General features: G+C 65.9%; 13 protein-coding genes. 2 read left to right on the forward strand and 11 right to left on the reverse strand.

Annotation, left to right across the window (positions count from 1 at the left end; translation table 11 throughout):
- Positions 1–140: 140 nt before the first annotated feature.
- From HOP52_RS01435 to zapE, 6 genes are all read right to left on the reverse strand, one after another.
- On the reverse strand, positions 141–908 hold the full coding sequence (locus tag HOP52_RS01435; protein WP_238975229.1) for a cytochrome c1: 768 nt from the start codon (positions 906–908) through the stop codon (positions 141–143).
- Positions 908–2,167, reverse strand: coding sequence for a cytochrome b (locus HOP52_RS01440; RefSeq protein WP_238975231.1), 1,260 nt, complete (start codon positions 2,165–2,167; stop codon positions 908–910). The genes HOP52_RS01435 and HOP52_RS01440 overlap by 1 nt, the downstream gene beginning before the upstream one ends.
- Positions 2,167–2,760, reverse strand: a complete 594-nt coding sequence (gene petA, locus HOP52_RS01445; RefSeq protein ID WP_238975233.1) for a ubiquinol-cytochrome c reductase iron-sulfur subunit — start codon at positions 2,758–2,760, stop codon at positions 2,167–2,169. Before petA ends, HOP52_RS01440 begins: the two co-directional genes overlap by 1 nt.
- A gap of 214 nt (positions 2,761–2,974) precedes the next feature.
- Positions 2,975–3,364 (reverse strand): 30S ribosomal protein S9, encoded by a 390-nt coding sequence (rpsI, locus tag HOP52_RS01450; protein WP_238975235.1) that lies wholly within the window; start codon positions 3,362–3,364, stop codon positions 2,975–2,977.
- A gap of 13 nt (positions 3,365–3,377) precedes the next feature.
- Positions 3,378–3,806: a 50S ribosomal protein L13 gene (gene rplM, locus HOP52_RS01455; protein WP_238975237.1), complete on the reverse strand. Its 429-nt coding sequence runs from the start codon at positions 3,804–3,806 to the stop codon at positions 3,378–3,380.
- Between the two features lie 150 nt (positions 3,807–3,956).
- Positions 3,957–5,141, reverse strand: a complete 1,185-nt coding sequence (gene zapE, locus HOP52_RS01460; protein WP_238975239.1) for a cell division protein ZapE — start codon at positions 5,139–5,141, stop codon at positions 3,957–3,959.
- Positions 5,142–5,350: 209 nt separating this feature from the next.
- On the opposite strand from zapE, the gene HOP52_RS01465 reads away from it, so the two are divergent.
- Positions 5,351–5,806 (forward strand): Z-ring associated ZapG family protein, encoded by a 456-nt coding sequence (locus tag HOP52_RS01465; RefSeq protein ID WP_238975241.1) that lies wholly within the window; start codon positions 5,351–5,353, stop codon positions 5,804–5,806.
- Between the two features lie 28 nt (positions 5,807–5,834).
- Here HOP52_RS01465 and HOP52_RS01470 read toward each other — a convergent pair whose 3' ends face one another.
- Positions 5,835–6,596 carry a Nif3-like dinuclear metal center hexameric protein gene (locus tag HOP52_RS01470; protein WP_238975243.1) on the reverse strand — a complete coding sequence of 254 codons (762 nt, stop codon included), beginning with the start codon at positions 6,594–6,596 and terminating at the stop codon, positions 5,835–5,837.
- 101 nt (positions 6,597–6,697) lie between these two features.
- On the opposite strand from HOP52_RS01470, the gene HOP52_RS01475 reads away from it, so the two are divergent.
- The gene (locus HOP52_RS01475) at positions 6,698–7,936 is read left to right on the forward strand and encodes a Do family serine endopeptidase (RefSeq protein ID WP_238975245.1); all 1,239 of its coding nucleotides are present in this window, start codon (positions 6,698–6,700) and stop codon (positions 7,934–7,936) included.
- A gap of 101 nt (positions 7,937–8,037) precedes the next feature.
- Here HOP52_RS01475 and hisD read toward each other — a convergent pair whose 3' ends face one another.
- From hisD to HOP52_RS01495, 4 genes are read right to left on the reverse strand one after another with little or no spacing between them, the layout of a single operon-like run.
- Entirely contained in the window at positions 8,038–9,363 is a 1,326-nt protein-coding gene (gene hisD, locus HOP52_RS01480; RefSeq protein ID WP_238975247.1) for a histidinol dehydrogenase, read from the reverse strand.
- 58 nt (positions 9,364–9,421) lie between these two features.
- Positions 9,422–10,084 carry an ATP phosphoribosyltransferase gene (gene hisG, locus HOP52_RS01485; RefSeq protein ID WP_238975249.1) on the reverse strand — a complete coding sequence of 221 codons (663 nt, stop codon included), beginning with the start codon at positions 10,082–10,084 and terminating at the stop codon, positions 9,422–9,424.
- Between the two features lie 46 nt (positions 10,085–10,130).
- A complete protein-coding gene (gene murA / locus HOP52_RS01490; protein WP_238975251.1) occupies positions 10,131–11,393 on the reverse strand; it encodes a UDP-N-acetylglucosamine 1-carboxyvinyltransferase in 1,263 nt (420 codons plus the stop codon).
- A 13-nt stretch (positions 11,394–11,406) separates the two neighbouring features.
- Positions 11,407–11,676 carry a BolA family protein gene (locus HOP52_RS01495; protein ID WP_238975253.1) on the reverse strand — a complete coding sequence of 90 codons (270 nt, stop codon included), beginning with the start codon at positions 11,674–11,676 and terminating at the stop codon, positions 11,407–11,409.
- Positions 11,677–11,774: the final 98 nt, after the last annotated feature.

Genomic DNA, 11,774 nt, shown 5'->3' on the forward strand with positions numbered 1-11,774 from the left:
ACACGCCCCCGCTCGGCGGGGCGCATCCACTTGCGCCGCCAGGCGCAGCATACGACACAGGGGGCGCATGGCCCGCGGCCATGCGCCCCCTGCTGCACGATACATCACACTAAGTCAGTGACACCGTCTCAGTCACACTCTCAGTGAATGTCGCGCCAGTACTCACGCTTGAGCAGATAGGCCAGCACACCGAAGATGAAGAGGAAGATCAGCACCTTCGGCCCCAGGGTCTGGGCATGCAGTCTGGAGGGCTCGCCGACATAGACCAGGAAGTTGGTCAGGTCATAGACCGCTTCCTCGAACTCGTCGGGCTCCATGGCGCCGGGACGGGTGATCTGCAGCACCTCGCAGGACTGGTACTTGCCGGTCAGGGGGTCGAGCTCCGCCCCCTCGATGGGCCGGTCAGTCTCGGCGCACACCATCTCCTGCACACCCTGCAGTGGCTCGAGCACGTTGGGCATGGCCGGCGCCTCCAGCACGATGTTGTTGACACCGAGCAACTGGTCAGGATCTCGGTAGAACCCCAGCAGATAGGAGTAGATGTAGTCCGGTCCCTTTACCCGGTTGAACAGCGTCAGATCAGGCGGCGCCACGCCGAACCAGTTTTCGGAGTCACCCGGCTGCATGGCGATGTGCATCTGGTCATTGAAGGCCAGGTCGGAGGAGAAGATCAGGTTCTCCTCCACCAGATCCTGGGGCATGCCCAGATCTGTCGCTGCACGTGAGAAACGCTGATGCTCCAGCGCATGACAGCTCATGCAGTAGTTGACATAGAGCTGCATGCCCCGCTGCAGGGACGCCTGATCGTTGATATCCGGCGTCATCGAGAAGGGCTGTTCAGGCAGCGGCGCCGCCATGGCCGTGAACGGCACCAGCGCGAAGAGCAGTGCGAACAGTTGCTTTTTCATTAGCCAGTCACCCTTTCCGGAACGGGTTTGGACTTCTCCAGCTTGGTGTACAGCGGCATCAGCAGGAAGAAGGCGAAGTAGAGCACCGTGCACAGCTGTGCCACCGCGGTACGAATCGGCGTGGCCGGAATGGCCCCCAGGATCCCCAGGATCACGAAGCTGATTGCGAAGAGCAGCAGCGCCACCTTGGACATCCACCCCTTATAGCGCATGGAGCGTACCGGGCTGCGATCGAGCCAGGGCAGCACGAACAACACCGCAATGGCACCGCCCATGAAGACCACGCCGAGGAACTCGGCCTGCAGGGGGCCAATGTCGAAGGTGATCGCACGCAGGATGGCGTAGAAGGGCGTGAAGTACCACACCGGGGCGATATGGTCCGGGGTCACCATCGGGTTGGCCGGTTCGAAGTTGGGCCGCTCGAGGAAGTAGCCGCCACCCTCGGGGAAGTAGAAGATCACCATTGCGAAGACGAACAGGAACACCGCCACACCGAAGATGTCTTTTACGGTGTAGTAGGGATGGAAGGGAATGCCGTCCAGCGGTTTGCCGGATTCGTCCTTCTTCTCCTTGATGTCGATGCCGTCGGGATTGTTGGACCCGACTTCATGCAGGGCGATGATATGCAGCACCACCAGCGCCAGGATCACGATGGGCAATGCCACCACGTGCAGGGCGAAGAAGCGGTTCAGGGTAATGCCGGAGATCAGGAAGTCGCCACGAATCCACTGCGCCAGATCGGGACCGATGAACGGAATGGTCGCGAACAGCGAGATGATCACCTGGGCGCCCCAGTAGGACATCTGGCCCCAGGGCAGCAGATAGCCCATGAAGGCTTCTGCCATCAGCAGCAGGTAGATGGCCATGCCGAAGATCCACACCAGCTCGCGCGGCGCCTTGTAGGACCCGTACAGCAGGGCGCGGAACATGTGCAGATAGATGACCACGAAGAAGGCCGATGCGCCGGTGGAGTGCATGTAGCGGATCAGCCAGCCGTACTCCACGTCGCGCATGATGTACTCGACCGACGCGAAGGCGCCCTCGCCGGAGGGGTTGTAGCTCATGGTCAGCCACACCCCGGTGAGGATCTGGTTGACCAGCAACAGCATCGCCAGCGAGCCGAAGAAGTACCAGAAATTGAAATTCTTGGGGGCGTAGTACTTGGAGAGATGATCCTGCCACATCTGCGTGGCGGGGAAGCGATCATCGACCCAGCGCATGATGCCGCTTTCCGCCTTGACCCGATTCGGATTACCCATCACGCAACCTCCTCGTCTTCACCGACGATGATGATGTCGTCGGTCTCAAAGCGGTACGGCGGCACCTCCAGGTTGGACGGCGCCGGCACGTTGCGGAATACGCGGCCCGAGAGGTCGAAGTAGGAGCCGTGACAGGGGCAGAAATAGCCGCCCGGCCAGGCCGCCATGTCCACGTCGTCGGGCTCCGGGCGAAAGAGCGGCGAACACCCCAGGTGGGTACAGATGCCGATCAGCACCGAGATATCGGGCCTGATGGAACGCAGCGGGCCGGTGACATACGGCGGCTGCTGTGGAGCCGTGGAATCGGGATCGACCAGGCGAGCAGGGTCGAAGTTTTCGGTACGCTCGATCATGTCCTGGGTGCGCTTGACGATCCACACCGGACGGCCGCGCCACTCCACGGTTATCCGCTGCCCCGGTTCCAGCTTGGAAATATCCGCCTGGACCGGCGCCCCCGCCGCTCTTGCCCTGGCACTTGGCTGCCAGGAAGCCACAAAGGGAACCGCCACTCCCACGGCACCCACCGCACCCACAACGGTGGTGGCACCCAGGAGCAGACGGCGCCGCCCTTTGTTTACGCCGTTATCTGCCATTTTCTGGTTTCTCCCATCAGCTTACCCGTTGATCCATCACGGGGGTTGGTGTCCCGCGACCACGGATACCAAATCCGCCACATCTTAAGGAATCACACGGCGAGGCACAAGGCAAAGAGGGCCTGACCAAGGTGTAATTCTCAATGCAATTCACTGATAAAAAAGAAAAAAGCCCAGGCAATGGCCCGGGCTTTTTTTGCCAACAAGCGCTGAATCAGCGCTTGGAGAACTGCGGGCGACGACGCGCCTTGCGCAGACCGACTTTCTTACGCTCGACCTGACGGGCGTCACGGGTCACGTAGCCCGCGGCCCGCAGCGCAGGACGGAAGTCCTCGTTGTAGGCCATCAGGGCACGGGTGATGCCGTGACGAATGGCGCCCGCCTGGGCGGAGCCACCGCCGCCCTTGACGGTCACATAGACGTCGAACTGACCGAGGGTCTCGGTGAGCTCCAGCGGCTGGCGCACCACCATACGGCCGGTGACGCGACCGAAATACTGGTCCAGCTCACGGCTGTTGACGGTGATCTTGCCGGTGCCCGGCTTGAGGAAAACGCGAGCGGTGGACGTCTTGCGGCGCCCGGTACCGTAATAGTGCTGTGTCATGGCGATGACCCCCTCAGATGTTCAGTTCTTGCGGCTGCTGGGCGGCGTGCGGATGCTCGGCACCCGCGTAGACCTTCAGCTTGGAATACATGGCGCGACCCAGGGGGCCCTTCGGCAGCATGCCCTTGACAGCGGACTCGATGACCCGCTCGGGAGCGTGAGCGATCATCTTTTCGAAATTCATGGAACGCAGCCCACCCGGATAGCCGGTGTGGCGGTAGTAGGTCTTGGCCTGGGCCTTGTTGCCGGTCACCTTCACCTTCTCGGCGTTGATCACGACGATATAGTCGCCGGTATCGACGTGGGGGGTGAACTCCGGCTTGTGCTTGCCGCGCAGGCGACGAGCGATTTCGGTGGCCAGGCGGCCGAGCGTCTTGTCCGCAGCGTCGACGACATACCAGTCGCGCTGGACGGACTGCGGCTTAGCAGTGAACGTCTTCATGGATGAAATCACCACAATCGATGTATTGGATCCTGCCGCCGGCCGAGCCGACGAGGGATCATCCCTATTTTTCTTGGTTGCCGGCGAGCGCCGACAACGTTCGAGCGAGGCGGCATTCTACACGACTCCCGCGCCCAGGGTAAGAGGCAATCACGGCTTGTGGGGCAGCGCCAGGTACTCGTGGGACTGCATCTCCTGCAGCCGCGACAGGGTGCGCTGGAACTCGAACGTGAGGCGCCCATCGGCATACAGCTGCTCGGCCGGCGCCTCCGCCGACATCAGCAGCTTGACGCCGCGATCGTAGAACTCGTCGACCAGGTTGATGAAGCGCCGCGCCTGATCGTCGGTCGCACCGCTCATGCGGGTGACGTTGGAGACCAGCACGGTGTGATACTCCCGCGCCAGCTCGATGTAGTCGTTCTGGCTGCGCGGCCCGTCACAAAGCTCGCGAAACTCGAACCACACCACGTCGTCATGAAGGCGGCGGGCATGCAGCACCCGGTGGTTGATCTCGATGGGCACCTCTTGCTCGCCCGCCTGGCCGGCGATCTCGCGAAAGCTACGCGCCAGCTCGACTTCGGCCGCCTCGTCCAGCGGCGCATGGAAGATCTCGGCGCGCTCCAGGGCCCGCAGCCGATAGTCGATGCCGCTATCGACGTTGACCACCTTGCAGTGGCGATTGAGCAGCTCGATGGCAGGCAGGAAGCGCGCCCGCTGCAGGCCGTCCTTGTAGAGCTCGTCCGGCACGATGTTGGAGGTCGCCACCAGCACCACCCCGCGCTGGAACAGCGCCTCGAGCAGGTTGGCCAGGATCATCGCATCGGTGATGTCCTTGACGAAGAACTCGTCGAAACAGATCACCCGCGCCTCGGCGGCAAACTTGCCAGCGATCAGCGTCAGCGGATTTTTCTCGCCTTTGTAGTGCTCCAGCTCGTTATGCACCCGCTGCATGAAACGGTGAAAGTGGGTGCGCATCTTGTCCGGAAAGGGCAGCGACTCATGAAAGACGTCCATCAGGTAGGTCTTGCCGCGCCCTACCCCGCCCCACAGGTAGAGACCCTGGATATCGGGGAGCACCGGCTCGTCGGCCGGACTGGTCCGACGCCCCAGCAGACCGGCGACCCGCGACTTGAGGCCGCGGCCGGTGGTCACCGCGCGGGGCTCGGTGCGCGGCGCCGCCAGCAGGGCGTCGTGAAGGCGCTGGAGGTGTTCGATGGCCCGCTCCTGGGCCGGATCATGCTGAAAGTCATCGCGTTCGAGATCGGCGCGGTAGCGCTGCAAAGGCGTGCTACCGACGACCTCTGAGGACCCCACAGGGGGCACAGTCGCGCACATGGCTATTCCTGGCTCGCTTGGCTCGAAGGTTCGCAAGCCAAGTATTATACGCATCCACACCGCCAGGCACAGGAAAGTCACCCACGCGTTGACCGAGCGGACGCCGCCACCCCTATAATGGGCCGCCGGACAGCGCCAGCGGCGCCCTGCACTGTCGGTCGCTAATCCCGGTCACGGACACGAGCACTCGGTCGCGGACACGAGCACTAATGGAGAACCAAGTGGAATACGGCAACATCAACTGGATACTGGCGATTGCCAGCCTGCTGGCCGGAACGGGCATCGGCGCGGTGGGCTATCGGCTGCTCAGCGGCGGGGCCGGCCAGGTACAGCAGCTGCGTCAGCGGCTCGCCGAACGCGAGCGGGAGCTGAGCGAGACACGCAGCCACCTGGGCGACCACTTTGCCGCCATCGGCGCCATGGTGAGCAATATTCAGCGTGAGGCCCGCGCCCTGGAACACCGCCTGACCGAGGACGCCACCGACCTTGGCGGCAAGCCTCGCCCCACCCGCGGCCTGGACATCGGCAGCCTGCCCACCCCGGACGCCGAGGGCGACGAGGTGCCCGCGCCCCGGGACTATGCCGACGGCACGCGCGGCACCCTATCCGAAGACTTCGGCCTCAAGGGCGAGGACGCCGACGCTCCCCAACCGCCACGCTACTGAGCAGATTGCCGACCGCCGCGCCGGCTCGTCAGGCGGGGTTGTCGATATCCACGAAGCGGTGTTCGATGCCGAACTCCCGAGACAGCCACTCACCCAGCGCCTGGACCCCATAGCGTTCGGTAGCGTGATGCCCCGCGGCCAGGTAGTGAATGCCCAGCTCCCGGGCCAGATGGGTGGTTCGCTCGGAGATCTCCCCGGAGATGAAGGCATCGGCGCCGCTCTCCCAGGCCAGGGTGATCATGTCCTGGGCACCGCCGGTACACCAGGCGACGCGGCGGATCTCCCCGCCCTCCGGCGCCTCGATCAGCAGCGGCTCCCGCGCGAGAGTCTCACCGAGACGCGCCGCCAGGCTAGCCGGGCTCAGCGGACTCGCCGGCCGCCCCAACCACACCAGCCCCTCGCCGAGCTCGCCGTCGGCACAGCCATCGACCTCGAAACCCAGCCGGCGCCCCAGCTCGGCGTTGTTGCCCAGCCGGGCATGGGCATCCAGCGGCAGGTGGTAGGCGAGCAGGCTGATGTCGTGGAGCAGCAGGGTGCGCAACCGCCGCTGCTTGATGCCGGTGATGGCCACCGGCTCGTTCTTCCAGAAATAGCCGTGGTGCACCAGCAGCAGGTCGGCCTGCCAGGCCACCGCTTCGTCGAGCAGCGCCTGGCAGGCGGTGACTCCGCTCATCACGCGGACCACCCCCTCCCGGCCGGCCACCTGCAGGCCGTTGACGGTGTAGTCCTTGAAACGGGCAGCGTCGAGCAGCGTATCGCACGCCCTTGTCAGCTCATCGCGGGAAATCATCCAGGCCTCCGGACAGTGGTTTATCGCCAATGTTACACTGGCCCCATCATAACGACTGCGCGGGAGACCAGCGAGGCCCCCGCCAACCAGGAAAACGCTCCATGCGCCGTTCGCTCGCCGCCTACGCATGGCCCGTCATCACCGGTGTGCTGCTGGCCATTGTACTGCTCAACACCTTTCCCCAGCTGATAGGCCGCTCGGCTTCGCCGCCGCCGGCCGTACAGCCTCCGGCGGTACCGCCCGCCCAGCCGCTGGTCGACCCCAGCGCCTCGCGCGAGGCAGCCACGCGCCCCACTCCGGATGTGCGCCAGGCCGCCCCCCTGAGCCGCGACCAGGGACCGGCAAGCTACTCCAGGGCGGTGGAAAAAGCCGCACCGGCGGTGGTCAACGTCTACTCTTCACGGGTCGTCGAGCACGAACAGCACCCGCTGATGTCGGACCCCTTCTTCCGCCAGTTCTTCGCCGATGACCTGCCCAGCCAGCAGCGCCTGCTCTCCAGCCTCGGCTCCGGCGTCATCGTCAGCGCGGACGGTTACGTGCTGACCAACCACCATGTGATCGACGGCGCCGACGAGATCCAGGTCGCCCTACGCGACGGCCGCGAGACCCTGGCCGAGGTAATCGGCACCGATCCGGAAAGCGATCTCGCGGTGCTGCGCATCCAGCTCGACGACTTGCCGGTGATCGAGCTCTCCGACACCACCGACGTGGCCATCGGCGATGTGGCCCTGGCCATCGGCAATCCTTTCGGCGTCGGCCAGACGGTGACCATGGGGATCATCAGCGCCACCGGCCGCAGCCACCTCGGCCTGACCGCCTATGAGGACTTCATCCAGACCGATGCGGCCATCAACCCAGGCAACTCCGGCGGCGCCCTGATCAACGCCGAGGGCGCCTTGGTGGGCATCAACACCGCCATCTTCTCGCGCTCCGGCGGCTCCCAGGGAGTGGGCTTCGCCATCCCCACCCGGCTGGCCCACAGCATCCTCGATGCGCTGGTGACCCAGGGCCGGGTAATTCGCGGCTGGCTGGGCATCGAGGCCCAGGAGATGACCCCGGAGCTGGCTGCCTCCTTCGGCCTCCAGGCCCCGCGCGGGGTGGTCATCGCCGGCGTGGTCCCCGACGGCCCCGCCGCCCGGGCCGGCCTGCGCCCCGGCGACGTGCTGCTCGAGGTCGACGGACGCCCCATCGTCGACGCCCGGGTGGCGATGAGCGACATTGCCGCGATCCAGCCCGGCGCCACTCTGCCGCTGACCGTGGTGCGCAGCGGCGGGCGACTCGACATCGACCTGGAAGTGGGCGAGCGGCCGCAGCCCGAGCGGCGCCTCCCCAGCCGCTGACCGCTGCCCCCCAAAATAACGCAGCCGACCCCGCCACATGGCGGGGCCGGCTGGTTCAGCGCAGGGCCACAGCTAGTGTCACCGCAGTGCGGCGAGCGCCCTCAGGCCTTGGGCGGAATGCGATACTCCGCGGAGCGGGCGTGGGCCGTCAGCGCCTCGCCGCGAGCCAGCGTTGATGCCACTTCCCCCAACGCAGCGGCACCCTCCGGCGAACAGTGGATGATCGAGGAGCGCTTCTGGAAGTCGTAGACGCCCAGCGGGGAGGAGAAGCGCGCCGTACCCGAAGTGGGCAGCACGTGGTTGGGGCCGGCGCAGTAGTCGCCCAGCGCCTCGGCGGTGTAGCGCCCCATGAAGATGGCCCCGGCGTGGCGCACCTCGGGCAGCAACGCCTCCGGGTCGCCCATGGAGAGCTCCAGATGCTCCGGCGCGATGCGGTTGATCAGCGCCACGGCTTCTTCACGGTCACGGCAATGGATCAGCGCCCCACGACGCGCCAGCGATTCGCGCACGATGGCCTCGCGCTCGAGTGTCGGCAGCAGGCGCTCGATGGCGGCCTCCACCGCCTCCAGGTGCGCCGCATCCCAGCTCACCAGCAGGGCCTGGGCATCCTCGTCGTGCTCGGCCTGGGAGAACAGATCCATGGCCAGCCACTCGGGGTCGGTGCCGCCGTCGGAGACCACCAGGATCTCCGAGGGACCGGCGATCATGTCGATGCCCACCTGGCCGAACACGGCGCGCTTGGCGGTCGCCACATAGATGTTGCCGGGCCCGACGATCTTATCGACCCGGGGCACGCTTTCGGTACCGTAGGCCAGCGCCGCCACCGCCTGGGCACCACCGACGGTGAAGACGTGATCCACCCCCGCCAGATGGGCCGCCGCCAGCACCAGCTCGTTGAGCACACCATCGGGCGTGGGTACCACCATGACGATCTCGCGCACCCCCGCCACATGGGCGGGAATGGCGTTCATCAGCACCGATGACGGGTAGGCGGCCTTGCCGCCCGGCACGTAGATGCCGGCGCGGTCCAGGGCACTGACCTGCTGCCCGAGCACGGTGCCGTCGGCCTCGGTGAACGACCAGGACGCCGACTTCTGGCGCTCGTGGTAAGCGCGGATGCGCTCGGCGGCCTGCGCCAGGGCCTGGCGCTGGGCCTCGGGCAGGTTCGCATAGGCCTGCTCCAGGCGGGCCGGCCCCAGGGTCAGGTCGGCCATGCTCGTTGCCGACAGCCGGTCGAAGCGGTTGCTGGCCTCGACCAGGGCGGCATCGCCACGGGTTCGGACGGCAGCAATGATCTCGTCCACCCGCTGCTGCACCGCGGCATCGGAGACGCCTTCCCAGGCCAGCAGTGCATCGAGACGCGCATCGAAGTCGGCATCGCCGGTGGAGAGCCGTGCCAGTTCAACGGCCTCTAGAATTTCGCTCATGCTTGGTTCCGCCTCTGTCAAGATGAAAGCAAAGGGTGTCGCCGGCGCGATGGCGGCATCAGGGGGTCGCAACGGCCTCGCCGACCCGGCGCTTGCGCACCGCCTCACCGAGGCGTGCGATCAGCGGCTTGAGCCGGGCATGCTTCATGGTCATGGCCGCCTTGTTGACCACCAGCCGGGTGCTGATCGGTGCGATCAGCTCGCGCGGCGCCATGCCGTTGGCCCGCAGGGTATTGCCGGTGTCGACGATATCGACGATCTCGTCGGCCAGGTTCATCAGCGGCGCCAGCTCCATGGCGCCGTACAGCTTGATCACCTCGGCCTGAATGCCCTGTTCGGCGTAGTAGCGCCGCGCCACGTTGACGAACTTGGTCGCCACCCGGCGCCGAGCCCTGGCCGGCTCGGCGCCGTTGATACCCGCCGTCATCAGCTTGCACTTGGCGATCTCGAGATCCAGCGGCTCGTAGAGCCCTTCGGCCCCGTGCTCGAGCAGCACGTCCTTGCCGGCCACGCCCAGGTCGGCCGCGCCCAACTGGACATAGGTGGGCACGTCGGTGGCCCGCAGTATCACCAGCTTGACGTCGGCCAGGTTGGTGTCGAACAGCAGCTTGCGGCTCTTGCCCAGGTCCTCGGCGGGGGTGATCCCGGCATCGGCCAGCAGCGGCAGGGTCTCGTCGAGAATACGCCCCTTGGAGAGGGCCAGAATCAGTTGCTTGCTCATGGTTTCGCCTATGGTCGGGGAAGCTGAAGCCGTCGCGAGACGCCGATCAGCCGGGAATCCGGCGGATGCGCGCGCCCAGCAGCTGCAGCTTCTCCTCGATGCATTCGTAACCGCGGTCGATGTGGTAGATACGATCCACCAGGGTCTCGCCCTCGGCCATCATCGCCGCCACCACCAGCGAGGCGGAGGCGCGCAGGTCGGTGGCCATCACCGGTGCCCCGGAGAGGCGCTCCACGCCCTCGATCACCGCCGTATTGCCTTCCAGGGCGATCTTCGCGCCCATGCGGTTGAGCTCCTGGACATGCATGAAGCGGTTCTCGAAGATGGTCTCGACCACCCGCGAGGTACCCTCGGCCACGGCGTTCATGGCCACGAACTGGGCCTGCATGTCGGTGGGAAACGCCGGATAGGGCGCGGTGCGCACGTTGACGGCACGTGGCCGGCGCCCCTGCATGTCGAGCTCGATCCAGTCTTCGCCAACGCTGACCTTACCGCCGGCCTCCTCCAGCTTGGCCAGCACCGCCTCGAGGATATCGGCACGGGTCTTGCGTACTCGCACCCGCCCGCGGGTCACCGCGGCCGCCACCAGGAAGGTGCCGGTCTCGATGCGGTCGGGCATCACGTCATGATAGGCGCCGTGCAGCCGCTCGACGCCCTCGATGACGATGGTGTCGCTGCCGTGGCCGCGAATCTTCGCCCCCATCTTGATCAGGCACTCGGCAAGGTCGACCACCTCGGGTTCCCGGGCGGCATTCTCGAGCACGGTGGTGCCGGAGGCCAACGTCGCCGCCATCAGCAGGTTCTCGGTGCCGGTCACCGTCACGGTGTCAAAGAAGATGGTGGCACCCTTGAGCCGACCGTCGACCCGTGCGCGGATATAGCCGCCCTCGACGTGGATCACGGCCCCCATGGCCTCGAGCCCGCGGATATGCAGGTCGACGGGGCGCGAGCCGATGGCGCAGCCCCCCGGCAGCGAGACGTCGGCATGGCCGAAGTGGGCCAGCAAAGGTCCCAGCACCAGGATCGAGGCGCGCATCTTCTTGACCAGCTCATAGGGCGCATGGCAATCCTTCACCTGGGCCCCATCGAGCTGGATGCTCATCCGCTCGCCCATCACCGGCTCGACGCCCATACGCCCGAGCAGCTCCAGGGTGGTGGTGATGTCCTGGAGATGCGGCAGATTGCCGATGGTCACCGGCTCATCGGCCAGCAGCGTCGCGCACAGGATGGGCAGCGCGGCATTCTTCGCGCCGCTGGCCCAGACTTCGCCGTCGGCAGCGCCGTTGCCGGTAATGATCAACTTGTCCATGGTGTCTCGCCCGTCAGGCATCCTGGTTCCGTGCCGAACCGTTCTCCGGCGCGCTGGCCCACTGCGTCGGCGTGTAGGTCTTGAGGCTCAGCGCATGGACCGCCCCGGAGGCGATCTCCTCGGAGAGCGCGCCATAGACCAGCTGCTGACGCTTCACCGGCGACAGGCCGTCGAACACCTCGCCCACGGCGATGACCTGGAAGTTGCAGCCTTCGCCCTGGATATAGAAATCGCAGCCCTCGATGCGGGCCTCGAGCAGCGCCTTGACGTCACTGGGTTGCATGGAAACCGGAACTCCTGTGATACGAAAATGGGCGGCACGCGCCTCGAAATCGGGCGGTACCGGGTCAGGGAATCTTCCCATGGTAATGAAAAGCGCCG

Origin of the sequence: Billgrantia campisalis, assembly GCF_022341425.1 — a bacterium.
In the GTDB taxonomy this organism is placed as follows: Bacteria; Pseudomonadota; Gammaproteobacteria; order Pseudomonadales; family Halomonadaceae; genus Halomonas; species Halomonas campisalis.

What these genes read in the sequence shown, in the direction of transcription:
- rpsI (WP_238975235.1), bottom strand. Translation starts at nt 3,364, where the DNA reads ATGACACAGCACTATTACGGTACCGGGCGCCGCAAGACGTCCACCGCT.
- HOP52_RS01435 (WP_238975229.1), bottom strand. Translation starts at nt 908, where the DNA reads ATGAAAAAGCAACTGTTCGCACTGCTCTTCGCGCTGGTGCCGTTCACG.
- zapE (WP_238975239.1), bottom strand. Translation starts at nt 5,141, where the DNA reads ATGTGCGCGACTGTGCCCCCTGTGGGGTCCTCAGAGGTCGTCGGTAGC.
- petA (WP_238975233.1), bottom strand. Translation starts at nt 2,760, where the DNA reads ATGGCAGATAACGGCGTAAACAAAGGGCGGCGCCGTCTGCTCCTGGGT.
- hisD (WP_238975247.1), bottom strand. Translation starts at nt 9,363, where the DNA reads ATGAGCGAAATTCTAGAGGCCGTTGAACTGGCACGGCTCTCCACCGGC.
- HOP52_RS01475 (WP_238975245.1), top strand. Translation starts at nt 6,698, where the DNA reads ATGCGCCGTTCGCTCGCCGCCTACGCATGGCCCGTCATCACCGGTGTG.
- rplM (WP_238975237.1), bottom strand. Translation starts at nt 3,806, where the DNA reads ATGAAGACGTTCACTGCTAAGCCGCAGTCCGTCCAGCGCGACTGGTAT.
- HOP52_RS01440 (WP_238975231.1), bottom strand. Translation starts at nt 2,167, where the DNA reads ATGGGTAATCCGAATCGGGTCAAGGCGGAAAGCGGCATCATGCGCTGG.
- murA (WP_238975251.1), bottom strand. Translation starts at nt 11,393, where the DNA reads ATGGACAAGTTGATCATTACCGGCAACGGCGCTGCCGACGGCGAAGTC.
- hisG (WP_238975249.1), bottom strand. Translation starts at nt 10,084, where the DNA reads ATGAGCAAGCAACTGATTCTGGCCCTCTCCAAGGGGCGTATTCTCGAC.
- HOP52_RS01465 (WP_238975241.1), top strand. Translation starts at nt 5,351, where the DNA reads ATGGAGAACCAAGTGGAATACGGCAACATCAACTGGATACTGGCGATT.
- HOP52_RS01495 (WP_238975253.1), bottom strand. Translation starts at nt 11,676, where the DNA reads ATGCAACCCAGTGACGTCAAGGCGCTGCTCGAGGCCCGCATCGAGGGC.
- HOP52_RS01470 (WP_238975243.1), bottom strand. Translation starts at nt 6,596, where the DNA reads ATGATTTCCCGCGATGAGCTGACAAGGGCGTGCGATACGCTGCTCGAC.